Here is a 24019-nt window from a genome sequence, read left to right on the forward strand (position 1 = left end):
CCCCCGCACCGTCCCCCGAGGCCCCCGCCACCACGCGCGCCCGGGCCCGCGCCGACGACGACGCGGCGCTGCGCGAGGCGATGCACCGCGTGCGCGTCGAGGTCGGCAAGGCCGTCGTCGGACAGGACGGCACGGTCACGGGCCTGCTCATCGCGTTGCTCTCGCGCGGACACGTGCTGCTCGAGGGCGTCCCGGGTGTCGCCAAGACCCTGCTCGTACGCTCGTTCAGCACGGCGCTGGGCCTCGACACCCGTCGCGTGCAGTTCACCCCCGACCTGATGCCGGGCGACGTCACCGGCTCGCTGGTCTACGACGCGCGGGCGGGCGGCTTCGACTTCCGCCCCGGCCCCGTCTTCACGCACGTCCTGCTGGCCGACGAGATCAACCGCACGCCCCCCAAGACCCAGGCGGCCCTGCTCGAGGCGATGGAGGAGCGGCAGGTGTCGTCCGACGGAGAGAGTCGTCCCCTGCCCGATCCCTTCCTCGTCGCCGCGACCCAGAACCCCATCGAGCACGAGGGCACCTACACGCTGCCCGAGGCGCAACTCGATCGCTTCCTGCTCAAGCTGATCGTCGACCTGCCCGGGCGCGACGCCGAAGTCGACGTGCTGCGCAGACACGCCGGCGGCTTCGACCCGCGACGACTCGGTGACGCAGGGCTCGCGCCGCAGGTCACGGCATCCGAGATCCTCGCGGCGCAGCGGGCCGCGGCATCCGTCGCCGTCGACGACGACCTGCTCGGCTACGTCGTCGACCTCGCCCGCGCGACCCGGCAGAGCCCGTCGGTGCTTCTGGGTGTGAGTCCGCGTGCGACGACGGGACTGCTGGCCGCCGCGAAGGCCTGGGCGTGGCTCGGCGGGTATCCCGCGATCACCCCCGATCACGTGCAGACGATGCTCGTGCCCGTCTGGCGTCATCGCATCCGCCTGCGTCCGGAGGCGGAGATCGAGGGCGTCTCGGTGGATGCCATCCTCACCTCCGTCCTGCAGCAGACCCGCGTCCCCATCTGATGGTCGTCACCGGCCGCCTCGCCCTGCTCGTCGCCCTCGGCGTCGTGCCCCTCGTGCTGCTCAGCAGCGCGGGGGTCTCGGCGTGGATCGTCGCGGGCGGATGGGTGCCCCTCTGCGCGGTCCTGGCGGCCGTCGACGTCGCCGGGGCGGGTGATCCGCGCCGCGTCCAGATCACGCGCACCCTGCCGGAGCGAGCGCTGCGCGACGAGCCGGTCGCGGGCGAGATCCGGGTGCGCAACCTCGGCACCCGCCTGCTGCGTGCACGCGTGCGCGATGCGTGGCAGCCGACCGCCGGGGCGCCGTCGCAACGGCAGGCCGTCACCGTGCCGCCGGGCGAGCGCCGGGGGGCGACACTGCGACTGCTCCCCCGCCGTCGCGGCGAGCTGCGCAGCGCCTTCGTTGTCGTGCGCTCGGTCGGCCCGCTCGGTCTCGCCGGACGGCAGGCCGTGATCGACGCCCCCGCGCGCCTGCGGGTGCTGCCGCCGTTCACCTCGCGCCGGCACCTTCCCTCGCGCCTCGCGCGCCTGCGCGAGCTCGACGGCAACACCACCCTGCAGGTGCGGGGTCAGGGCACCGAGTTCGACAGCCTGCGCGAATACGTGCGCGGCGACGACGTGCGCTCGATCGACTGGCGGGCCACCGCGCGCGCCGGCACGACGATGCTGCGCACGTGGCGGCCCGAACGCGACCGCCACGTCGTCATCGTCATCGACACGGGGCGCACGGCCGCGGCCCGGGTGGGCGACGGGGTACGTCTGGATGCCGCGATGGAGGCGGCACTGCTGTTGTCGGTGCTCGCGACGCGCGCCGGCGATCACGTGCACCTCCTCATGTTCGACCGCGTGACCCGCGCCCGCGTCACCCGGATCGAGGGGTCGCAGCTCCTGCCCGCACTGGTGGATGCCATGTGCCCGGTCGACCCGCAGCTCATCGATACCGACTGGGATGCCGCCTTCGCCCAGGTACGCGGCCTCTCGGTACGCCCCGCCCTCGTCGTGCTGCTCACCGCCGCCGACGACCCCGAAGCGGCGCGCGCGTTCCTCGCGTCGCTGCCTGCCGTCGCTGCGCGCTCGCGCCTGTTGGTGGCCACGGCCACCGATGGGCCGGGTCACACCCCCGCGCACCAGGATGCCGCCGACGTCTACGCCGCGGCCGCGACGGAACGCGCCCGCCACGACGCCGAACGCGTGCGCGACGCGGTGCTGCGCGCGGGCGGTGATGCGGTCTCGGCCTCGGCCGACGACCTTCCGCCCCTCGTCGCCGACCACTACCTGGCGCTCAAGGCGGCGGGCCGGCTGTAGCACACCCAGCCCCCATGCAGCCCCGGACATACGTCGCGGCTTATCCTGAGGGGTACCCTTCGAGCCGTCCGCGCGTCCCCTCCGTGCCCGGCTGCGCCGTCTACGCACAGGATGCGGGAGCTCTCTTGCCAGGTAACGCCACCACGCGCTTCGATGATGTGGCCCTTGTTTCGGTGGCGAGCGTCCTGCCCAGCCGCGTGACGACGTCCGACGACATCGAGGCGAGGTTGGCTCCCGCGCTCCAGCGGCTGAAGCTGAAGCCGGGCCTGCTGCGCCGCGTGGCGGGCGTCAACGAGCGCCGCAACTGGGCCGAGGGCGAGTCGTCCGACGAGGCGACGATCGCCGCGGGCAAGCAGGCTCTGGCCGAGGCAGGGGTGCACCCCAGCCAGATCGGTCTGATCATCAACACCTCGGTGACGCGCAAGCACCTCGAGCCCTCGGTGGCCGTGCGGCTGCACCACGGCCTGGGGCTGCCGAGCTCGGCAATCAACTTCGACGTGGCCAACGCCTGCCTCGGGTTCATCAACGGCATGAGCCTCGCCGCCGGCATGATCCAGTCGGGCCAGGTCGACTACGCCCTCATCGTCAACGGCGAGGATGCCGACGAGATCCAGGTCAACACCATCAACCGCCTCGTGCGCGAAGACCTCGACCGCGATGCGTTCATGCAGGAGTTCGCCTCGCTGACCCTCGGGTCGGGAGCGGCCGCCGCGGTTCTCGGCCGCGCGAGCGCCCACCCCGAGGGCCACCGCATCGTGGGCGGCGTCACGCGCGCGGCGACGCAGTTCTACGACCTGTGCGTCGGCAGTGTCGACGGCATGTTCACCGACGCCAAGGCCCTGCTCAAGGGCGGTCTCGACCTCGTCGTCTCGGCCTGGAAAGAGGCGAAGGACGAGTTCTCGTGGACGGGAATGGATCGCTACGTCACGCACCAGGTCTCGTCGGTCCACACTTCCGCCATCGTCCGCGCGGCCAAGCTCGACCGCAGCAAGGTGCCCGTCACCTACCCGACCCTGGGCAACGTGGGTCCGGCATCCATCCCCATCACCCTCGCTGCGGAGCAGAAGACGTTGCGCCGCGGCGACCGCGTCCTGCTGATGGGAGTGGGCTCCGGGCTGAACACCGGCATGCTGGAGCTGGCCTGGTGAGGGTCACCGCCCTCGGCGCCACCCTTCCCCCCGTGGGTCTGCCCGGACTCGACCCGGCGCTCTCCCGCCTCGTCGCCGTCGACGGTGTCGCCGCCGACGCCGGTTCCACCCGCACCTGGCACGTGCTCGACACCGGCGACGCGCTCGACGCGCGCGGCATCGAGCCCGTCGGCACCATCGTCGCCGTCCACGGCAACCCCACGTGGTCGTACCTGTGGCGGGCGCTCATCGCCGCCTCTCTCACTCGTGCCGATACCGGCACCGCGTGGCGCGTCGTCGCCGTGGATCAGCTCGAGATGGGCTTCTCGGAGCGCTCCGACATTCGTCGCACCCTGGCCCAGCGCGTCGCCGACCTCGACGCGCTCGTGAACGAGCTCGGCATCCGGGGTCCGATCGTGACCATCGGCCACGACTGGGGCGGACCGGTGTCGCTGGGGTGGGCCGTCGAGAACCGTGACCGCCTCGCAGCCGTCATCGCCCTGAACACCGCCGTGCATCACCCCGACGGCGCGCCGCTGCCGTTCGCGCTGCGCGTGGCCACCGCTCGCGGAATGCTCGCTGCCGGCACGACCGGCACGACGGCGTTCCTCGACACCACCCTCGCCCTCGCCGACCTCGACCCGGCCGTCCGCGCCGCCTTCCGCGCGCCGTACGCCACGGTGGCGCGCCGCCGCGGCATCGGCGGGTTCGTCGCCGACATCCCCGCCACCGCGGCGGATGCGAGCACGCCCGCGTTGCGCCGGATGTCGGCGGGGCTGCGCGAACTCGACGTGCCGGCCCTGCTCCTGCGCGGTCCGAAAGACCCCGTGTTCGGCGAGGGGCACCTCGACGACCTCACCGAGCGCCTCCCCCACGCCGACGTGCACCGCTTCGAGGGCGCCGGGCACCTGATCGCCGAAGAGCGCCCGTACGCCGATGTGGTGCTCGACTGGCTCGACGAGAAGGTCATGGATGCCGGTGACGCGGGCACGACGGCCACGGCAGCCGCGACGCGCCGCACCGCCGCCGGCCGCGGCTCGAAGCCGACCACACCCGTGGAGGCCGCGTCACCCTCCCGTGGGCACCTCTGGGACGCCCTCGACGCCCGCCGCGACGACGACGACACCGCGGTGATCGACATGACCACCGTCCGCGACGGCGAGCCGCTCCGGGTGAGCTGGCGTCAGCTCTCGGCGCGCGTCGACGAGATCGCCGCCGGCCTCGACGCCTTCGGCGTGCAGGCGGGCGACCGCGTGTCCCTCCTCGTGCAGCCCGGCCCCACCCTCACCGCCGCGCTGTATGCGTGCCTGCGCATCGGCGCCGTTGTCGTCGTGGCCGACCGGGGGCTCGGCATCCGGGGTCTGTCTCGCGCCGTGCGCGGTGCCGTGCCCGACGTGATCATCGGCGAGCTCGCGGGGCTCGCCGCCGCACGCGCCCTCGGCTGGCCCGGGCGCCGCATCTCGGCCGCGGCGCTACCCGCCGCGACGAGCCGCGCGCTGGGGGTCGAGGCGAGTCTGTCCGACCTCGCCCGCGCCGGCCGTGGTCGCGCGCTTCCCGAGGCGCCCGCCCCCGACGCCGAGGCCGCCGTGCTGTTCACCTCGGGTTCGACAGGCCCAGCGAAGGGCGTCGTGTACACGCACGCGCAGCTCACCGCGCTGCGCGATACCCTCGCCGCCCACTTCGGCGTGACCGCCGACACGGGCCTCGTCACCGGGTTCGCGCCGTTCGCGCTGCTGGGCCCGGCGCTCGGCACGCGCTCGGCGACACCCGACATGGACGTCTCGGCGCCCCGCACCCTCACGGCCGCGGCCGTCGCGGCGGCGGTGCGCGCCTCCGACGCGCGGATGGTGTTCCTCTCACCCGCCGCCGTCGCCAACGTCGTGGAAACCGCTGGAGCGCTCGCTGCCGACGACCGCGCCGCCCTGGAGCGCGTCGAGACCTTCCTCTCGACCGGCGCGCCCGTGGGCGTCGACCTGCTGCGCCGCGCGCAGCAGCTCATGCCGAACGCGGTCGCGCACACCCCGTACGGCATGACCGAGTGCCTGCTCGTCGCCGACGTGACCCTGCCCGAGATCGAACAGGCGGCGGGCGACCGCGGCGTCTGCGTCGGTCGGCCGCTCGGCACGGGCCAGGTGCGCATCTCGGCGATCGACGCCGACGGTCGCGCGGCGGGCGAGCCGACGACGGATGCCGGCGTGACCGGTGAGATCGTGATCTCTGCCCCCCACCTCAAGCGCGGCTACTTCCGCCTGTACCTCACCGACCGCGAGGCCCGCCGGGGACTCCCCGAGCGCTGGCACCGCACCGGAGACGTCGGGCACCTCGACGCCGAGGGACGTCTCTGGGTCGAAGGGCGCCTCCCCCACGTCATCACCACCGCCGAGGGTCCGGTCACCCCCGTCGGCATCGAACAGGATGCCGAGACCGTCGACGCCGTGACCCGCGCCGCCGCGGTCGGGGTCGGACCCGTCGGCCGCCAGGTCGTCGTCGTGGTCGTCGAGGCGGGCGCGCGGCGCCCCGGGCTGGCATCCCCCTCGCTCGCCGACGACGTGCGCGCAGCCACCCGGCAGCGCCTCGCTGCCGTGCTGACGGTGCCGACCCTCCCCACCGACATCCGGCATAACTCCAAGATCGACCGCACGCGCGTGGCCGCCTGGGCGGAACGCGTTCTCGCGGGCGAGAAGCCGACGGCGCCGTGAAGGTGCTCGCGACCGGCGCGTCCGGCTTCCTCGGCCGAGCCGTCGTGCGTGCCCTGCACGATGCCGGGCACGACGTGCGCACGCTGCAGCGCCGCCCGTCGGGTGTCGACGGCGTCGAAGACCACCTCGGTTCCGTCACCGATCCGGATGCCGTGGCATCCGCCCTCGACGGGGTCGACGGCGTGGTGCACCTGGCCGCGAAGGTGTCGCTCGCGGGCGACCCGGCGCAGTTCCGCGCCGTCAACGTCGAGGGAACGCGCACGCTGCTCGATGCCGCCGCGGCGGCGGGGGTCACGCGCGTCGTGCACGTGTCGTCGCCGTCGGTCGCGCACGCCGGACACGCCCTCGCGGGCGTGGGGGCCGAGCCCGCGGATCCGGATGCCGCGCGCGGCGAATACGCCCGCACGAAGGCCGAGGCCGAGCTGCTCGCGCTCTCGCGCGCGGGCGATGACATGGCGCTCGTCGCGATCCGCCCGCACCTGGTGTGGGGACCGGGCGACACGCAGCTCATCGCGCGCATCGTCGATCGCGCCCGCCGGGGTCGCCTGCCGCTGCTCAACGGGGGCACGGCGTTGATCGACTCCACGTACGTCGACAACGCGGCATCCGGGATCGTCGCCGCCCTCGACCGCGTCGACGACGTCAGCGGACGCGCGTACGTGCTGACCAACGGCGAACCGCGGCCGGTCGGCGACCTGCTCGCGGGGATCTGCCGCGCCTCGGGTGTCGAGCCGCCGCGATTTAGCGTCCCTGCCGGGCTCGCTCGCGCGGCGGGCGCTCTGGTCGAGCGCGTCTGGGCCGTGCGCCCCGGCGAGGACGAGCCGCCCATGACCCGCTTCCTCGCCGAGCAGCTGTCGACGGCGCACTGGTTCGACCAGACCGAGATCCGCCGCGACCTGCGCTGGGCGCCGGCCGTGTCGCTGGACGAGGGCCTGCGCCGCCTGTCTTTAGCCTGACCTCCTCTCTCCCCCGCACGCGTGTGTCCCACTATGTGCAGGGGCGTTTCGCCTGCACGAAGTGGGACACGCGCCTGCGTCCCGGCGTGCCAGGCCGACAGCCCCGTACCCATGTCCCACTTCGTGCGAGCACAAGGGGCTTCATCTGCACGAAGCGGGACAGGCGCCTACGTCCCGGCGAGTCAGGCAGACAGCCCCGTACCCATGTCCCACTTCGTGCGAGCAAAAGGGCCTTCACCTGCACGAAGCGGGACACGCGCCTACGTCCCGGCGTGCCAGGCAGACAGCCCCGTACCCATGTCCCACTTCGTGCGAGCAAAAGGGCCTTCACCTGCACGAAGTGGGACACGCGCCTACGTCCCGGCGTGCCAGGCCGACAGCCCCGTACCCATGTCCCAGGATGTGCGAAGAAGCGCGCCGGAACTCGCACGAAGGGGGACACGGCGACACGGCCGGCGACCACCAGGAACGACGGAAGGCCCGCCCCCGCGAGGGGACGGGCCTTCGGTGCGGCGTGACTCAGACCAGGTCGAACCGGTCGAGCTCGGTGACCTTGCGCCAGGCGGCGACGAAGTCGCGCACGAACTTCTCCTTGGCGTCATCCGAGGCGTAGACCTCGGCGAGCGCGCGCAGCTCGGAGTTCGACGAGAACACCAGGTCGACGCGCGTGCCGATCCCGACCTTCTCGCCCGAGCCGTCCTTGGTGCCCTGGAACGCGTGCTTGCCGCTGTCGAGCGGCTTCCACGTCGTGCCGAGGTCGAGGAGGTTCGCGAACACGTCGTTGGTCAGGGCACCGGGGGTCTCGGTGAAGACGCCCCAGTCGCTGCCGTCCCAGTTCGCACCGATGGCGCGGAGGCCGCCGACGAGCACGGTCATTTCGGGAGCCGTCAGCGTCAGCAGGTTGGCCTTGTCGAGCAGCAGGAACTCCGCCGGCAGGCGCGCCTCACGCGAGGCGTAGTTGCGGAAGCCATCGGCGATCGGCTCGAGCCAGCGGAACGACTCGATCTCGGTCTGCTCCTGCGACGCGTCGGTGCGGCCCGGGGTGAAGGGCACCTCGACCTCGACGCCCCCGGCGAGAGCGGCCTGCTCGACACCGGCGTTACCGGCGAGCACGAGCAGGTCGGCGATCGAGACCTTCTTGCCGTCCGTCGCCTGCGCGTCGAACTCGGCCTTGATCTTCTCGAGCACGTCGAGCACGGATGCCAGCTGCTCGGGGTTGTTGACCGTCCAGCTCTTCTGCGGCTCGAGGCGGATGCGCGCACCGTTCACGCCACCGCGCTTGTCGCTGCCGCGGAACGTGGATGCCGCAGCCCACGTCGTGGTGACGAGCTGCTGCACCGTGAGGCCGCTGTCGAGGATCTGCTGCTTCAGCGCCGCGGCGTCGGCGGCGTCGATCAGCGGGTGATCGACGGCGGGCACCGGGTCCTGCCACACGAGCACCTCGGCGGGGACCTCGGAGCCGAGGTAGCGCTCGCGCGGGCCCATGTCGCGGTGGGTCAGCTTGAACCAGGCGCGGGCGAAGGCGTCCTGGAAGGCCGCCGGGTCCTCGGCGAAGCGACGAGAGATCTTCTCGTACGCCGGGTCAACGCGAAGCGCCAGGTCGCTGGTGAGCATGCGGGGCTCGCGGCGGCCGTTCGAGTGCGCCTCGGGGACCATGTCGGCTCCCCCGCCGTTGACCGGACGCCACTGGTGTGCGCCCGCAGGGCTCTGGAAGAGCTCCCACTCATAGCCGAAGAGGATGTGGAAGAACTCGTTGTCCCAGCGGGTCGGGTGGTAGGTCCAGGTGACCTCGAGACCACTGGTGATGGTGTCGTCGCCCTTGCCGGTTCCGTGGTCGTTCTTCCAGCCCAGGCCCTGGTCGTTGATGTCGGCGGCCTCGGGGTTGGGCCCGACGTGCGAGTCGCTCGCCGCGCCGTGCGTCTTGCCGAAGGTGTGACCACCGGCGATGAGGGCCACGGTCTCCTCGTCGTTCATGGCCATGCGACCGAACGTCTCGCGGATGTCGTGGGCCGACAGCTGCGGGTCGGGGTTGCCGTTGGGGCCCTCGGGGTTGACGTAGATGAGGCCCATCTGGACCGCTGCGAGCGGACGCTCGAGCTCGCGGTTGCCCGTGTAGCGCTCGTCGCCGAGCCACGTGGTCTCGGGACCCCAGTACACGTCGTCATCCGGCTCCCACACGTCGGTGCGGCCGCCGGCGAAGCCGAAGGTCGGGAAACCCATGTCTTCGAGCGCGACGTTTCCGGCGAGGATCATGAGGTCGGCCCACGAGATCGACTGACCGTACTTCTTCTTGATGGGCCAGAGCAGGCGGCGGGCCTTGTCGAGGTTGACGTTGTCGGGCCAGCTGTTCAGCGGCGCGAAACGCTGCATGCCCGCGCCCGAGCCGCCACGGCCGTCGGTCACGCGGTAGGTGCCCGCGCTGTGCCAGGCCATGCGGATCATGAGGGGGCCGTAGTGACCGAAGTCGGCGGGCCACCAGTCCTGCGAGGTCGTCATGACCTGCTGGATGTCGGCCTTCACGGCGGCGAGGTCGAGCGCCTCGAACGCGGCCTTGTAGTCGAAGCCATCGTCGAGCGGGTCGCGCTGCGCGTTGTTCTTCGCGAGGATCTTCACGTTCAGCGACTCGGGCCACCACACGCGGTTGGCGGATCCCTGGGTCGGGTGGGGCAGGGCACCGGCGGGCTCGCTGTCGGCGGGGGCTTCGCCGACCGGCAGTCGGTTGTCGTCGGGGGCGGCGCCGTCGTGGAAGACGGGGCATCCGTTCAGAGTGTCGCTCATCGGGATCCTCTCGGGTTTTCGGCTTCGGACTTCGCTCGACAATCGGAGCACACGCCCCAGAACGTCACCTCAGCGGTTTCGATGAGAAAGCCGCTGCCCTCCGGAACGTGCAGGCAGGGTGCCGCGCCGACGACGCAGTCCACGTCGTCGATGCGGCCGCATCCGGTGCACACCACGTGGTGGTGGTTGTCGCCCACGCGCAGCTCGAACGTGCCGGCGTGACCGGCCGGTTCGATGCGGCGTGCGAGCCCCGCGTCGGAGAAATCCCCGAGCGCGTTGTACACGGACTGCTTGCTGGTGCCGGGAAGGATGCCGCGCAGCTGCGCGTACACGGCGTCCGCCGTCGCATGCGGGTGCGCGCGCAGGGCCTCGAGCACGGCGACGCGCGTCGCCGTGACCCGCAGACCCGCGTCGCGGATGAGGGCATCCGCGGCGGCATCCGGTCGACTGTCGAGCATGAGATGAGCATAGCTAGTTTTGAATGAATCAAAAATGACACGCCGGTGAAGATTCGGATCTCCCGCGACGCGCGGCACCGGGACCAGCGGGGGACGGCACGCGGCGGTTCCGTCGCCGGCGGCCTCCGCGACAGGGGCACACCGTGCTCGTCAGCGCGGATCTGCCGCGTCGTGTCGCTTGGAAGCCGTCACGCCGAACGCCCGGCTGGGCACCGGGACCCGGGATGCCGTCACCCCGCGGTGAGCGTGGGGGTGCCGGCCTCGTACTCGGTGAGATCGCCCGTCTCCCCCGCTCGCGCGGCGCGGCGCCCCACCCACAGCATGTAGAAGAGGAAGACGCCCAGCGCCGCCGCCCCGATGGCGATCTTGACCTGCCACGGCCATTCGCGGGGAGTGACGAACCCCTCGACGAGACCCGACAGCGCCAGCGCGAAGACGAGACCGACCGCCACCGTCGCGAGCGAGCGTCCGGCCGCGGCGAGCGCCGCCGCCCGTGTCCGGCGTCCGGGCGCCACCCACGCCCAGAAGATCTGCAACCCCGCCGCTCCCGCGACGAAGATGCACGTCAGCTCCAGCAGACCGTGCGGGAGGATGAACTGGAAGAACACGTCGGCACGGTCGAAGGCGATCATGATCGCGGCCGACTGCCCCACGCCCACGGCGTTCTGCATGATGACCATCACGGGCCAGACGCCGGTCACCCCGAACATCACGCACTGCGCCGCGATCCAGGCGTTATTCGTCCAGACCGTCCCCGCGAAGATCGCGTTCGGGTTCTCGCGGTAGTAGTCGACGAACTGCTCGTCGGCGTAGTTCTGCAGATCGCTCTGCGCGCCGAGCGCGGCGACGGTCGCTGGATCGCCCGAGATCCACACGGCGACCAGCGTCGACACCGTCAGGAAGAACAGCGTCACCGCCAGCGTCATCCACCGCACCCGGTACAGAGCCGCCGGCAACTGCAGCAGGAAGAAGCGCGGCAGCTGCTTCACGACGTTCTCGCGCACACCGGTCAAGCGCAGACGCGTCCGCGCGAGCAGGATCGACACGTAGTCGCCCTGGGGCGTGCGCCCTGCCGAGCTCTTGATGTCGGCGAGGTCGGCCGACGCCGCTCGGTAGCGGGTGACGAGTTCGTCGACCTCGGCGCCGTTCAGACGCCGCGTGCGCCCGAGCTCGTCGAGGCGTGCCCACTCGTCGCGGCGAGCGGCCGTGAGGGCGTCGAGGTCCATGTGGTCAACTGTACGCATGGCTTCGTCGACGCCCCCGGCCCCCGCGGCCTCCCTCGTGCACATGAGCGCCGACGAGATACTCACCGGCGAGGCCGTGGCCCTCGACGTGCAGCCGGTCGGACTCTTTCTGCGGGCCGTCGGCGCGCTCATCGACTTCCTCGTCGGCGTGGCCCTGCTCATCGGCGGTGGTCTGCTGCTGGTCGCCATGGTCGGAGAAGGCACGCTGCCCGAGTCGGCCATCGGTATCGGGGTCATCTCGCTGCTGGTGCTAGTGACGGTCGTGGTGCCCACCACGGTCGAGACGCTCTCGCGCGGGCGGAGCCTCGGCCGCCTGGCCGTCGGGGCACGTATCGTGCGCACGGACGGCGGCGCGGCGGGCTTCCGCCACGCGGTGATCCGCGCGCTGGTGGGGGTGCTCGAGCTGTGGTTCACGCTCGGCGCGATCGCCGCGGTGGTCGGCATGTTCACTCCCCGCGCTCAGCGGCTCGGAGACCTCCTCGCGGGAACGGCCAGCGAACGCACCCGCACGCGCCCCCTCCCGCCCGCCGCTCCCGGACTCCCGCCCGGGCTCGATGCCTGGGCCGACGTGGCCGACGTCTCGCGGCTGCCCGACCGCCTCGCCGCCCGTGTCTCGCGTTTCGTGCGCGGCGCGGACGCCCTTGAGCCGGCCGCGCGCGCTCGCGTGTCGGCATCCCTCGCCGAGGCGGTGGCGCCCTTCGTCTCCCCTCATCCGACGGTGGATGCCGAGACCTTCGTGAGAGCCGTGTCGGCGGTGCGACGCGATCGGGAGTACCGCGCGCTGCTGCTCGAGAACGAACGCGCCGCAGCGCTCACCGAGCATCCCTGAGGCTCGGAGGCGGCGCCGTCAGCTCGGCGCGGGGCGGGGCACCGCCGCCGGCTTCGCGCAGTTTGGGGCGGATTCCGCCGTTCGGGGCGGGAATTCACCGCCCCGAACCGCCGATCCCGCCCCAAACCGTTGATGCCGTCCCAAACCGTCGATGCCGTCACAAAACGGCCGACGACGCCCGAAACCCGGTGAGTCGTTTCCGGATGCCGCGGGGGCGGCGTCAGGCGCGCAGCGTCTCGTGGCGCACGACGACCCAGCCCTGGGGAACCGACAGCCGGTCGGCGTGGATGGCGCAGAGGTCGTGCGCGTGCGGATCTCCGGCGCGGCCCAGGGGGCCGAGCGCCGCCATCTGATCGCCGTAGTCGTAGGTGAGGGTGCTCATCGCCTCGCGGGCGCACCCGACCTTCGAGCAGAGTCTGTCTCGCATCGCGGGCCAGCCTAATCAGCGGGCCCCGCGCCGCTGCGACGCCGCGCCGTCTCCCCGCGGGCCGGCCCGAGCACAACGGCAGAACTCGCGGCTGACACGCCGGCCGCCGGTGCCGGGCGCCGCGCCGTCTCCCCGCGGGCCGGCCCGAGCACAACGGCAGAACTCGCGGCTGACACGCCGGCTGCCGGCGCCGGACCCGCGGCGTGTCCGCACGGACCCTGCCGTTGTGCTCGGCCCCGACGACGATGTCCCTCGTGAGCGGCGGGGTCCACCGGCGACCGTAGGATGGGCGAATGATGCGTCGCCGATCCCGCGCGGCACGACCGGTCATCCGCCCGTCGCGACACGGTCGTCACGGGCGCGAGAACCGCAGCCCGGTGGTGCGCCCGCCGCTCCCCCCGATCGACACGCGCGTCGAACGCTTCGACGTCGCGGTCAGCACGGCGGCCGAGTTCCTGCGCTCCGCGTGGTCGGAGCTGCGCGACGTCTCCTTCGAGATCAGCATCATGCCGCCGGCCGCGGCCGACGGCATCCCGAGGTGGACGGTGCTGCGCGACGAGAAGCGCATCATCCTCTACCGGGTCCCCATCGAGCGCCTCGGTCACCCGCACCAGGATGACGACCTGCACCGCCGCATGATGATCGAGGGGGCGGTGTTCCGCGCCGCGGCGGAGTACCTCGATCGCGACCCCTGGGACCTCGGGCCCGAGCGCTTCCGCTTCTTCTGAGTCGCCGCACCACGCGGGCTCGCGGCGTGCGTGGGTGACCGTGGCATCCCTCCCCGTCAGGGAAGGACCGTCACCGCCGCCGCGGCCGAGTCCGCGGGCCAGAGGGGGTACGACGCCAGCGCCGACGCACCGGCGTAGGTCACCGCGGCGTGGACCGGGGCGGTCGTCTCGAGGCGGTAGACACCCTCCGCCAGCGGCACGACGACACTCGCGCCGGCGCCGACCGCGGCCGAGACGGCGCTCCCGCCGTCGACGGGGGTGAGCGTCACATCCGCCTCGCTCGCGCCACCGGCGAGCACCACCGATGCTCCGACGCCGGGGGCCACCGCGATCACGCTGGGGTCGGCGATCTCGGGGGCGGCGGCGTACCAGGCGAAGTCGGCGCCCTGCCCGAAGCCCGTGGTCGACCAGGCCGCCCCGACGACGGGCGCGGTGGCCGAGACGTCCACGGTGTAGGCCCCGGCCGCGATGCCCGACAGATCGACGGACAGCGGCAGCGCCGCCGTCAGCGGGACCTCGATCGGGGCGGGGGCGGTGGCCGTGGCATCCACCGGCACGAGGGTGACGGTCGCGGTGGCGTCCGCACCGGGGGCCAAGAGACGCAGAAGCGTTCCGGCTTGGCCCGCGGTCGTCTCGACGACCTGCACGCCCGGTATGACCAGCCGGGTGTCGGCCTCGGCGGTCGGTGCCACCTGCTCCACCCCGCCGGGCAGCAGCACGCGGGTCACGCTCGCCTGCAGCGCCGCGTGCACGGGCGCGCCGGTCGACACCACACGCACGACCGGGCTCTCCTCCCCCAAGAGCAGGCCCGCGAGGGGGACGACGCGGCGCTCGCCCGCCGCGACCACGATGTTCTGGCCGCTGGGAGGCGCCGACACTCCCTGGGCTCCGTACACCGACAGCTGCACCGTGGCCGGGACGCTGCCGGGGTTCGCGAGCTCGATGAGGTCATTGGCGCCGGTGGTGCTCGCCCCGCCGACGAGCCACGACTCCGCCAGCGGCGGGCGGCAGGCGGATGCCGCGAACCCGACGAGGTCGTCGGAGGCGGCGGTGGCGGAGGTCGCTGCGGCGAGGAAGGAGCGGACGCCGTCGCGCGGCGCGGCGCGCAGCACCGGCGCATCGCCGTCGGAGGAGCCGGTGCCGCCGCTCAGCGTGTCGGTGGAGGCCCCGGCGTCGGCGGGCCCGCTGACGAGGTCGGAGGCCGCCGCCGAGCTGAGGCCGCTCGCCGAGTCGGCGCTGCGTCCGAGGGCGAGGAGCGGCCCGTCGCACGCGAGCACGGTGTCGCTGGGCGCCGGGGTCGTCTGCAGGCGTACGGGTTCGGCGGTGTACTGCGGCCAGGGAGCGGCGATCGCGGCGACGGTGCCGACGACGGCCGCCGCGGCGACGGCGGCTCCGGCCACGAGACGGGCGCTGGTGGCGGCGTAACGGACGAGGCGGCGCTCGCTCATCGCGAACCTCCCGGATTCGGCCCGACGATACGCGGGGTGCGCCGGGCGACGCGCCGCGAGGCGGCGGTGGGGACGGCCAGCAGGAGCGCGACGACCAGCACGGCGAGCGACCCGAGCGCGACGAGGCGCTGGAGGGCCGCGCGGTGATCGTTCAGCGGTGCGCGCGGGGTGACCTCGGCGTTGACGCGCCAGAGGTCTCCGCGGGAGGTCGCGCCCACGGGGTCGAGCAGGTCGCGCTGGTCGAGCGACGTCGCCGCTCCCAACCGGTCGCCCAGGGCCACGCCTCCCTCGCTCGAGGGTGCCGGCGCGAGCAGGACGAACCCGATGCCCCGCTCCGCGAGACGCGCCACGGCGTCGTCGGTCGACGGCGACACCAGGTCGACCGCGAGGGCGGCGAGCTCTCGATGCTGGGCGTCGGCGGAGGTGCGGGTGGCCTCCACAGTGCTCTGGCCCGACAGAGTGGCACTGCCGCCCCAGACGACCTGCACGCGCAGGCCGTCGCTGCGCGGATCGAGCACGAGGGTGCCGATGGACAGCGAGCCGCGACCTTCCGCGGCGATGTAGGCGGGCAGCGTCGAGACGGGGCCGTTCGTCAACGCCGTGCGGTCGCCGCCGGTGTCGGACAGTTGCGCGGTGAGCGCCGGTGCCACGGCGACCGCGAGCGCCAGCACCGCCGCGAGCCCGCCGATCGGGCGCAGCACCCGCGCACGCTCGGGGATCCCGGCATCCAAGGCGATGACGCCCGCCCCCACGAGACCGATCCACGCGAGGCTCAGACCCGAGCCGGGCCAGATCGGCACGGCCACGGCGTCATCGAACGACACCGCGATGCCGATGGCGGCGAACGCCGTGGCGAGACCGGTGGCCACGACCACGATGAGGGCGGATGCCGTGACCCAGCGCCGCGTGAGCACCGAGAGCACCGCGAGCACGGCGAGGGGCGCCACGAGCAGGCCCACCCACCACACCGGGTGTCCGAGCAGGCTCGCCCATCCCCCGGGGTCGGAGGTGGGGAATCCCGCCGCGAGCAGCGCACGGCCGATCGGGTCGGGCGAGACCTCGGCGCCCGCGTACGGCACACCGGGGTCGGCGGGCAGGCCCCAGGGGTTGCCCGCCCGCACCTGCGACCACACCAACGGCGCGAAGATCACGGCGGAGGGGATGACGAGCCACACCACGCGAGCGACGCCGCGCCCCGCGACCAGGGAGACGACCACCAGGGCGGCGCACCAGAGCACGACGGCGGCGGGCGCGAGCGACGGCGCGCAGGCGAGCACGGCGACGAGAAGAACGGATGCCGCCCCCGCCGGTGCCCACGAGCGGTGGGCGACGCTCGCGGCATAGAACAGCCACGGCAGCAGCAGATGCGCGAGGACCCCCGCGGGTCGGCCCTCGACGAGTGCCGACGCGAAGGTCGGCGCGAGGGCCCAGGCGACCGCTGCGACGATGCGCAAGGCGGGGGACTCCGTCACACGGGTGGCCGCGAACCACCCGCCCAGCACCGCGAGGGGCAGCGCGAGCACCCACAGCACGACGAACGCGCGCGAGGGATCGGCCGGAGACAGCGTGCCCAGCAGTGCGACGACGGCGGAGAACGGGTCGGCGGGGCCGACGGCATCCAATCCGAGGGGGCGCAGCCCCCAGGCGGCGTCCTGCCAGAGCTGCCCGACGTTCGCGCGCAGCGGTGCGAGCGCGCCGCCGCCCAGCACCGGCCACGCGAGCAGCGGGGCGAACAGCGCCACCGAGACGGCCAGGGCTCCCAGGACGGCCCACGCGCCGCCGCCGACGAAGAAGTGCAGTTCGCTGCGCACGGGCGCATCGGGGTCGCCCACGTCGCCCTGCCACCGCACGCGCATCTCGGCGCGCGAGACGCGCAGCGGGGCGATTCGCGACCAGCCGACGTTGCGCACCGCGCGGATGCGGCGCCGCGCGCGCGCGACGGCCGCCGCACGGGCCATCACCAGCAGCGTCGCCCCCCATTCGGGCAGCACGCGGTGGGGCGCCTTCGTCACGAGGTGCGCAAAGGTTCGCCACAGCGCCAGCGGGAGGAACGACAGCCAGTGCAGCGGCACCGCGGCTGCCGGGGCGTAGACCAGTCGGCGGTGCAGCTGCGCCGTGCGGGTCGCGAAGGCTCGGCGCCGGGCGCGTCGACGACCGCGCGCCATCGCCGCCACCCCGTCACCGGCGACGGCGACCCGCGCCGAGGGGACCACGGCCACGAGACGCTCGGCCAGGCGCGCACGCACGCCCAGGTCGAGACCCTCGTCGGCTCCCCCGAGTGCAAGATCGAGCCCGCCGAGCGCCGTCCACGCTTCGCGTCGCACCAGGATGCCGCGCACATCGGCGCCGAGCACGTCGGAATCCCGATCGCGCTGGCCCTGGTCCAGCTCGCCGGCGGCGAGTTCGACGGTGCCGCCGTAGCGGTTCATGCTCACCCCGAGCGAGCGGATGACGTCGCGGTCGTCCCAGTCCACGAGCTTGGGAGCGGCGATCACGAGGGGCGGCGAGAGTTCGAGGGCGCCCGCGAGGCGCACGAGCGCGTCAGGGTCGGGAGCGGTGTCCTGCGCGAGGAGCCAAACCGCGTCACCCGTCAGGCGGGGCGTCGCCAGGGCCGTGGCGGTGGCGAACGACGTTCCGGCGGAGGCGGTGATCACGCCCTCCGCACCCGATTCGGCCGCCAAGCGGGTCAGCTCGGCGTCGGGACCGCACAGCACGATCGTCAGGGCGTCGACGGGGCGGGTCTGCGCCGCAAGGGCGGCAAGAGTGCGTTGCAGATGGTTCGCCGCGGGGGTGCGTCCTTCGGGACGCACGACGAGGATGGCGTGTACACGGTCGGGCATGACGCCGATCAGCCTAAGTCCGCCTCCGAGCGATCGCGGACGCCGCGCCGTCGGCGGGCGGATCGCTCAGCAGTGCGGATCAGGCGCGTCGCTTGAGCTTGCGGCGCTCGCGCTCGCTCAGGCCGCCCCAGATGCCGAAACGCTCGTCGTTCTGCAGGGCGTACTCGAGGCACTCGCTCTTGACGTCGCACGAGGTGCAGATGCGCTTGGCATCGCGCGTGGAGCCGCCCTTCTCGGGGAAGAACGCCTCGGGGTCGGTCTGCGAGCACAGTGCGTCGGTCTGCCACGCGAGGGTGTTCTCTTCGGTGGTGTCGATGTCGCGACGTACACCGGGAACGCCGAGGTCGACCGGATCTACGAACCAGTTGTCCGGAACACCGGACCGGTACTGCGACGTCGCCATATCATCCTCCCCCTCGTTCGAGCCCCCATGACGCGGCCTGCGCGTACAGATAATTACACCCGTGTGATTCGAATTGGTCAAGTCGCGGATGCTAAACCCTCAAGGGCGGCGTGAACCTTAGGCTGAGCCCCGGCGTGTCGCGTTCATGCCCCCGGCATCGCGACGAAGACCTCACCGGCACCGTCGCTCGACAGCGGCGACTCGTCGGGGGTGACCAGCGCGGCCTGTCCCGGAGCGAGCGTCAGGCTCTCGCCTGAGGCGCCCGTCAGCGTCGTCGACCCGGCCACGCCGAGCGCGATCGACACACCCCGCAGATCGAGCTGCGCCGCGTCGCCCGCCACGAGGTGGCCCAGCGCGAAGTCCGCGATGCCCGGGGCGAAGACCTCGGCGCCCTCGCCCGCCGTCGTGGGACGCAGGTAGGGCGGCTCGGCCGGACGGAAGTCGACGAGCGCGAGCAGTTCGGCTACGTCGATGTGCTTGGGCGTGAGCCCGCCACGCAGCACGTTGTCGCTCGCCGCCATGATCTCCACGCCGAGCCCCGCGACGTACGCGTGCAGCACGCCCGCGGGCACGAAGATCGCCTCTCCCCGGCGCAACTCCACCAGGTTCATCAGAAGGGCGACGACGATGCCGGGGTCGGCCGGGTACGCCGCGTGCAGCGAGCGCGTCAGCTCGAGCTCGGCGGCGAACTCCGCGGAGTCCGCGGCTGCCGCGGCATCCACGATCTGCGCGATCTCAGCCGCGTCGGCCTCGCCGAGGAGCCAGCCGATCGTCTTGCGCAGGGCGTCGGAGGCGTCGTGCGCCGACAGGTGGGCGCGGAGCGTGGCGACCGCCGGCGCATCACCCAACGCGTCGACGAGAGCGCGCGTGCGTGCGAGGTCGCGCAGACCGGCGAGCGCGGTGAAGGTGTCGCTGAGGGCGACGATGACCTCGGGTTTGTGATTGTCGTCCTTGTAGTTGCGCGAGCCGGCGTTGCGAGCGAGCCCCGCCGCCTCTTCGCGGGCGAACCCCTCGACGGCCTGCTCCTTGGACGGGTGCACCTGGATCGACAGCGGCGCACCGGCCGCGAGCAGCTTCAACAGGTACGGCAGCTTCGCGGGCACGTCGTGCTCGCCGGCGGCGGCGGGCAGCCACGCGTCGAGCGTGCGGTCGGTGCCGTCGTGCACCTCGGCGGGCGAACCGGGGTGATCGCCGAACCAGATCTCCGCCTCGGGGGCTCCGGTGGGCTCGCGTCCCTCGAGATCGGCGATGAGCGTCGGGCTGCCCCAGGCGTAGTCGCGGGGCGTGTTCGAGATGGCAACAAGCACGGGCGTCAGCCTAGCGGGAGCACCGGACGCCTCCGGATGCCGAGCGGTACCCTGAACGCATCATGGCCATGTACACGAACCACCCCGTGTCGGCCCTGCCGACCGCACCGCCGCGGGAGACGACCGGGCACCTGCTGCTGCGGGCCTGGTGCGTCTTCGTCATCGTCCTCGCCCTCGGCGGTGTGGGCCTGGTCAACGCCGCGGGTGCCGTCGTGGCAGCGGTCGTCGCCGTCGCCTCGGCGGTGGTCTCCGCGGTCGTCTGGGCCGTCACGCGACCGCCGGTGTCCGTGAGCCGTCTGCCGTGGATCGCCTTCGGCTACATCGCCTGGGCGATGGCGTCGATCGCATGGAGCGCGTGGCCCCTGGCATCCGTGCTCACCTGGCTGCTGCTGGCGATCACGACCTTCCAGGGGCTGTTCGTGGGAGCCGTGCTCACCTGGCGTGACGTCGTGCGCGCGATCACCGACGCAGCCAAATGGGTCGTGGGGCTCTCCCTCGTCTTCGAGGTGGCGGTGTCGCTGCTGGTGCGCGAACCCCTCCTCCCCGGGTTCGTCGTGCCCGAGGAGCGCATGGACCCGGCGCTGTACTGGTCGCGCGACAACCTGTTCGACGGCGGGCGCATCCAGGGCGTCTTCGGCGACGCGAACCTGCTCGCCGTCGTCATGCTCCTCGCCATCATCGTCTTCGGCGTGCGGATGGCCTCCGGCGCCCCCCGCCGTGTGCTGCTCATCGCCTGGACCGCGCTCGCCGGGTTCCTCTTCGTGCGGGCGGGGTCGGTGACCGCGTTCATCGCGGCGGCGTTCGTCGCCCTCGTGCTGGGCACGGTGCTGGTCATGCGCACCGCCCGGCGCCCCGGCGAACGCACCCGCTGGTACCTGCTCTACGCGGCGATCGGCCTGGGCGGGGGCGCCGCCCTCTGGCTCGGCCGCGAGACGGTCTTCGGCGTGCTCGGCCGCGGGGCCGACCTGCTCGGCCGCGAGGGCATCTGGGCCGACGTCGTCGAACGCGCGCAGCAGCGCCCGATCGCCGGGTGGGGGTTCTCGACACCCTGGATTCCGACGGAACCGCTGATCGACGGCTGGATCGTCGACGACGGCCAGACGGCCGTGCAGGCGCACAGCGTCTGGCTCGACGCGTTCCTGCAACTCGGCGCCGTCGGCGTCGCCCTGCTCGCCCTCGTCGTGCTCGCCTACCTGTGGCGCTCGTGGTTCTTCGCCGTCGACCGCCCCCGCTGGGACCTGCGCGACGACCGGCCGTACTCGCCGCTGACACTGCTGCCGACCCTCATCGGGGCGCTGCTGGTGGTGCAGGGGCTCACCGAATCCGCTCCGCTGCTGCTGTGGGGCTGGATGTTCGTCATCCTGTTCGGCTCGAAGATCAAGCAGACGCCGTTCGTCGGCCACGGTCCCGGCGAGATCAGCGCGTCGGTCGAGGGCGGCGAGCGGCAGAGGTAGTGCCCATCGACGCCACCGGGGGCGCGCAGACGCGCCGGGTAGACTTCCCGCTGGCCGTCCGCGGCCGCGGCTCCTAGACGAAAGACCTCTTCGTGACGTACACCCTCCAGAACGCCGTCCTTCCTCTCGACCGCGATCCCGACCTCCTGCCTCTGTACGTCGACCCCGAGACGTGGTCCACGATCGACGAGGAGCCGGTGCGGGTCACCAACGTCGCTCAGCTGGCGAACATCCTCGACCGCCACCGTGCGCGCATCGTCGCCGGCCGGCGGGTGTCGTTCGGCACGTACTTCAACGCGTTCCCGGCGTCGTACTGGCAGCACTGGACGAGCGTCCGCCAGGTGCGCCTGACCGTGCGCACGTCGGGGGATGCCACGCTCCTGGTCTACCGCTCGAACGGTGGCGGAACCAAACAGCGTCTCGACACCCGAGAGGTGCGGGGCGAGAACACGGCGACGACGTTCGATCTCGTGCTCGATCAGTACAGCGACGGCGGCTGGATCTGGTTCGACATCGCCGCCGATCGCACCGATGCCACGTTCGAGGGCGCGGAGTGGACGACCGAGCACGAACCCGCCCGCGACGGCAAGGCGAGCATCGGCATCACCACGTACAACAAGCCCGACTACTGCGTCGAGACGCTGGGCGCCCTCGCCGACGCCCCCGACGTGCTCGACGTCGTCGACCGCGTCTTCATCATCGATCAGGGCACCGACCTCGTCGAGGCGCAGGACGCCTACCCCACGGTGGCCGAGCGACTGGGCGAGACGCTGCGGATCATCCGTCAGCCCAACCTCGGCGGCTCCGGCGGCTTCGCCCGCGCGATGGTCGAGACCCTCGCGCGCGAGGGAAGCGACTTCGTCCAGCTCCTCGACGACGACGTGCGCATCGAGCCCGAGTCCATCCGCCGGTCGGTGGTGTTCGGCCGGTACGCCTCGGTTCCCACCATCGTGGGCGCGCACATGTTCGACCTCCTCGACCGCCCGAAGCTGCACGCGTGGGCCGAGGTCGTCGACGACGCCCCCTTCATGTGGCGGGCGCTCTTCCAAGAGCGTCTCCCCCACGATTTCAGCGTCGCGAACCTCCGCCAGTCGCCCCTGCTGCACATGCGGCTCGACGCCGATTACAACGGCTGGTGGATGTGTCTCATCCCCACCAGCATCCTGCGCGAGATCGGACTGGCGCTTCCGGCTTTCATCAAGTGGGATGACGCGGAGTTCTGCGTCCGGGCGCGGGATGCCGGCTACCCCACCGTCTCGATGCCCGGCGTGGCGCTCTGGCACGTCTCCTGGGTCGGCAAGGACGACTCGATCGACTGGCAGGCGTACTTCCACGCGCGCAACCGCATCGTGGCGGGGCTGCTGCACTCGCAGTCACCGCGGGGCGGCACGCTCATCCGTCACAGCCGACGTGTCGACCTGAAGCACCTCATGATGATGCAGTACTACCCCGTGGAGCTGCGTCTGCGTGCACTGCGCGACGTGCTGTCCGGGCCGGATCACATGCGCGCGAACCTCGCCACGGCCATGCCCGATGCGCGCGCCGTGGCCAAGAAGCATCCGGAGACGACGGTCCACAAGGATTCCGGCGTCCCCCTGCGCTCCCGACGCGGTCGACAGGTGTTCAAACGTCTCAAGCAGCACCAGTTCGACAGCCCCACGGGCATCGCGTTGCGCACGTTCACCGCGCGCACGCTGCTGTCGCACTGGCTGCACACGCCGAAGCCCGAGAACGTCGCCCAGCCCGAGGTGGAGTTCGGCAAGGGCGACGCGAACTGGTGGCGCGTTCCGCAGTACGACAGCGCGCTGGTGAGCGCCGCCGACGGCTCCGGCAAGAACGTCTACACGCGTGATCGCGCGATGTTCCGCCGCATGCTCGCGGAGAGCTGGCGCCTGCACCGCCGCCTGCAGCGGGAATGGCCGCGCCTGTCCCGCCAGTACCGCCGTGCGTTGCCCGATCTGGTCTCGGAGCGACAGTGGCGCACGACGTTCGAGGAGCTCTCGTGACCGCATTCGATCCCGCGACCGCCACGATCGTCGTCGTCACCTACAACCGCACGCACCTGCTCACGCGTCTGCTCGAGAGCATCGAGCGGATGTCGCCGGCACCGGGGCACCTGGTGATCATCGACAACGCCTCCACCGACGACACCACCGCCGTCGTGGAGTCGTTCCGCGACCGCCTGCCCACCGAGCTGGTCTACCGCCGCCTCGAGACGAACACCGGCGGGTCGGGCGGGTTCAGCGAGGGCATGCGCGTCGCCTACGAGCTGGGCTCCGAGTGGATCTGGCTCATGGACGACGACGTCGAGGTCGTCACCGACGGGCTCGCCCGCATGGGGCACTGGGCTCCGCGGTTCCGCAGCATCCAGGGCCGCCGCTACGACTACGACGGCAGCGAGTTCTACTGGCAGTACCGCATCGCCGAGTCGATGGCGATCCCGATCCCCTACGCCCCCGCGGCCTTCGACGAGTCCGGTTTCAAGCCGATGAACTCGGGGTGTTTCGAGGGCATGTTCATCCACCGCGACATCGTCGCGAAGATCGGCCTGCCCGATCCCCGCTTCTTCATCTACTGGGACGACCAGCTCTACGGCTGGCTCGCATCGCGCGAGACGCCGTCGGTCATCGTCAACGAGTTCGTGCTGCGCCGCACGCGCGAGATCAAGCAGTGGGACATGGGCATCCGCCACATGAACGCCTCGAGCGACGCCTACCGGTACTACATCATGCGCAACCGCGCGTACCTGCAGAAGTACTACCGGGCACTCGGCGTCTACCGCGCACTCCCCTTCACCGCGGGCACGGCTCTCACCTTCGTCAAGGAGCTGATCCGCCTCGTCGTCGTGGAGCGGAAGATCAGCGGCACGAGCCACCTGTTCCGTGGCCTGCGTGACGGCCGGGCGATCTCGCGCGACGAATCGTGGGAGCCGATGCCGCCGCTGGAGACGCAGCCCGTCCGCTGATGCCGCTGCGACATCGGCCGCGGGCCGTCGTCACCCTCTCGCTCG

The 24019-nt window shown here is 72.3% G+C and carries 18 protein-coding genes; 10 read left to right on the forward strand and 8 right to left on the reverse strand.

The genetic code is table 11. The features are described 5' to 3' along the window. Positions 1–80: 80 nt before the first annotated feature. The 5 genes from QE410_RS11870 (at position 81) to QE410_RS11890 (ending at position 7093) form a co-directional block, all read left to right on the forward strand. Positions 81–1010, forward strand: a complete 930-nt coding sequence (locus QE410_RS11870; protein WP_307334512.1) for a MoxR family ATPase — start codon at positions 81–83, stop codon at positions 1008–1010. Beyond that, entirely contained in the window at positions 1010–2311 is a 1302-nt protein-coding gene (locus tag QE410_RS11875) for a DUF58 domain-containing protein (protein WP_307332163.1), read from the forward strand. Before QE410_RS11870 ends, QE410_RS11875 begins: the two co-directional genes overlap by 1 nt. A gap of 125 nt (positions 2312–2436) precedes the next feature. Then, complete coding sequence (locus tag QE410_RS11880) at positions 2437–3459, forward strand: 3-oxoacyl-ACP synthase III (protein WP_307332165.1); 1023 nt, start codon at positions 2437–2439, stop codon at positions 3457–3459. Then, positions 3456–6137: an alpha/beta fold hydrolase gene (locus QE410_RS11885; RefSeq protein WP_307332168.1), complete on the forward strand. Its 2682-nt coding sequence runs from the start codon at positions 3456–3458 to the stop codon at positions 6135–6137. Before QE410_RS11880 ends, QE410_RS11885 begins: the two co-directional genes overlap by 4 nt. Further along, positions 6134–7093, forward strand: a complete 960-nt coding sequence (locus QE410_RS11890) for an NAD(P)-dependent oxidoreductase (protein ID WP_307332170.1) — start codon at positions 6134–6136, stop codon at positions 7091–7093. The genes QE410_RS11885 and QE410_RS11890 overlap by 4 nt, the downstream gene beginning before the upstream one ends. A 519-nt stretch (positions 7094–7612) precedes the next feature. On the opposite strand, the gene katG is transcribed toward QE410_RS11890, so the two are convergent. The 3 genes from katG to QE410_RS11905 all read right to left on the reverse strand — a co-directional run bounded on the left by katG (position 7613) and on the right by QE410_RS11905 (position 11555). Beyond that, on the reverse strand, positions 7613–9871 hold the full coding sequence (gene katG / locus QE410_RS11895) for a catalase/peroxidase HPI (protein ID WP_307332173.1): 2259 nt from the start codon (positions 9869–9871) through the stop codon (positions 7613–7615). Continuing rightward, positions 9868–10329: a Fur family transcriptional regulator gene (locus QE410_RS11900; protein ID WP_307332176.1), complete on the reverse strand. Its 462-nt coding sequence runs from the start codon at positions 10327–10329 to the stop codon at positions 9868–9870. Before QE410_RS11900 ends, katG begins: the two co-directional genes overlap by 4 nt. Positions 10330–10559: 230 nt before the next feature. Continuing rightward, the gene (locus QE410_RS11905) at positions 10560–11555 is read right to left on the reverse strand and encodes a stage II sporulation protein M (protein WP_307332179.1); all 996 of its coding nucleotides are present in this window, start codon (positions 11553–11555) and stop codon (positions 10560–10562) included. 16 nt (positions 11556–11571) lie between these two features. Here QE410_RS11905 and QE410_RS11910 point away from each other — a divergent pair, with 16 nt between their 5' ends. Continuing rightward, a complete protein-coding gene (locus QE410_RS11910) occupies positions 11572–12402 on the forward strand; it encodes an RDD family protein (RefSeq protein WP_307332182.1) in 831 nt (276 codons plus the stop codon). A 220-nt stretch (positions 12403–12622) separates the two neighbouring features. Here QE410_RS11910 and QE410_RS11915 read toward each other — a convergent pair whose 3' ends face one another. Further along, on the reverse strand, positions 12623–12829 hold the full coding sequence (locus tag QE410_RS11915) for a DUF3499 family protein (protein WP_058232113.1): 207 nt from the start codon (positions 12827–12829) through the stop codon (positions 12623–12625). Positions 12830–13122: 293 nt separating this feature from the next. Here QE410_RS11915 and QE410_RS11920 point away from each other — a divergent pair, with 293 nt between their 5' ends. Then, positions 13123–13557, forward strand: coding sequence for a hypothetical protein (locus tag QE410_RS11920; RefSeq protein ID WP_307332187.1), 435 nt, complete (start codon positions 13123–13125; stop codon positions 13555–13557). A 56-nt stretch (positions 13558–13613) separates the two neighbouring features. Here QE410_RS11920 and QE410_RS11925 read toward each other — a convergent pair whose 3' ends face one another. The 4 genes from QE410_RS11925 to manA form a co-directional block, all read right to left on the reverse strand. Beyond that, the gene (locus QE410_RS11925) at positions 13614–15005 is read right to left on the reverse strand and encodes a DUF5719 family protein (RefSeq protein ID WP_307332190.1); all 1392 of its coding nucleotides are present in this window, start codon (positions 15003–15005) and stop codon (positions 13614–13616) included. After that, on the reverse strand, positions 15002–17845 hold the full coding sequence (locus tag QE410_RS11930) for a glycosyltransferase (protein WP_307332193.1): 2844 nt from the start codon (positions 17843–17845) through the stop codon (positions 15002–15004). The genes QE410_RS11925 and QE410_RS11930 overlap by 4 nt, the downstream gene beginning before the upstream one ends. A 79-nt stretch (positions 17846–17924) precedes the next feature. Beyond that, entirely contained in the window at positions 17925–18248 is a 324-nt protein-coding gene (locus QE410_RS11935; protein ID WP_055958404.1) for a WhiB family transcriptional regulator, read from the reverse strand. Positions 18249–18391: 143 nt separating this feature from the next. After that, complete coding sequence (gene manA / locus QE410_RS11940) at positions 18392–19555, reverse strand: mannose-6-phosphate isomerase, class I (protein WP_307332200.1); 1164 nt, start codon at positions 19553–19555, stop codon at positions 18392–18394. Positions 19556–19617: 62 nt separating this feature from the next. Between manA and QE410_RS11945 the strand changes: the two genes are divergently transcribed. The 3 genes from QE410_RS11945 (at position 19618) to QE410_RS11955 (ending at position 23974) form a co-directional block, all read left to right on the forward strand. Then, positions 19618–21009, forward strand: a complete 1392-nt coding sequence (locus tag QE410_RS11945) for an O-antigen ligase (RefSeq protein WP_307332203.1) — start codon at positions 19618–19620, stop codon at positions 21007–21009. Between the two features lie 92 nt (positions 21010–21101). After that, complete coding sequence (locus QE410_RS11950) at positions 21102–23015, forward strand: glycosyltransferase (RefSeq protein WP_307332206.1); 1914 nt, start codon at positions 21102–21104, stop codon at positions 23013–23015. Further along, the gene (locus QE410_RS11955; RefSeq protein WP_307332209.1) at positions 23012–23974 is read left to right on the forward strand and encodes a glycosyltransferase family 2 protein; all 963 of its coding nucleotides are present in this window, start codon (positions 23012–23014) and stop codon (positions 23972–23974) included. Before QE410_RS11950 ends, QE410_RS11955 begins: the two co-directional genes overlap by 4 nt. Positions 23975–24019 lie beyond the last annotated feature (45 nt).

The sequence above is a fragment of the Microbacterium sp. SORGH_AS_1204 genome (assembly GCF_030818935.1).
In the GTDB taxonomy this organism is placed as follows: domain Bacteria; phylum Actinomycetota; class Actinomycetes; order Actinomycetales; family Microbacteriaceae; genus Microbacterium.

Bases quoted from the DNA above. Each gene is read 5' to 3' on its own strand.
- QE410_RS11870 (WP_307334512.1), top strand. From the start codon at position 81: ATGCACCGCGTGCGCGTCGAGGTCGGCAAGGCCGTCGTCGGACAGGAC.
- QE410_RS11875 (WP_307332163.1), top strand. From the start codon at position 1,010: ATGGTCGTCACCGGCCGCCTCGCCCTGCTCGTCGCCCTCGGCGTCGTG.
- katG (WP_307332173.1), bottom strand. From the start codon at position 9,871: ATGAGCGACACTCTGAACGGATGCCCCGTCTTCCACGACGGCGCCGCC.
- QE410_RS11900 (WP_307332176.1), bottom strand. From the start codon at position 10,329: ATGCTCGACAGTCGACCGGATGCCGCCGCGGATGCCCTCATCCGCGAC.
- QE410_RS11905 (WP_307332179.1), bottom strand. From the start codon at position 11,555: ATGGACCTCGACGCCCTCACGGCCGCTCGCCGCGACGAGTGGGCACGC.
- QE410_RS11910 (WP_307332182.1), top strand. From the start codon at position 11,572: ATGGCTTCGTCGACGCCCCCGGCCCCCGCGGCCTCCCTCGTGCACATG.
- QE410_RS11915 (WP_058232113.1), bottom strand. From the start codon at position 12,829: ATGCGAGACAGACTCTGCTCGAAGGTCGGGTGCGCCCGCGAGGCGATG.
- QE410_RS11920 (WP_307332187.1), top strand. From the start codon at position 13,123: ATGATGCGTCGCCGATCCCGCGCGGCACGACCGGTCATCCGCCCGTCG.
- QE410_RS11925 (WP_307332190.1), bottom strand. From the start codon at position 15,005: ATGAGCGAGCGCCGCCTCGTCCGTTACGCCGCCACCAGCGCCCGTCTC.
- QE410_RS11930 (WP_307332193.1), bottom strand. From the start codon at position 17,845: ATGCCCGACCGTGTACACGCCATCCTCGTCGTGCGTCCCGAAGGACGC.
- QE410_RS11935 (WP_055958404.1), bottom strand. From the start codon at position 18,248: ATGGCGACGTCGCAGTACCGGTCCGGTGTTCCGGACAACTGGTTCGTA.
- QE410_RS11945 (WP_307332203.1), top strand. From the start codon at position 19,618: ATGGCCATGTACACGAACCACCCCGTGTCGGCCCTGCCGACCGCACCG.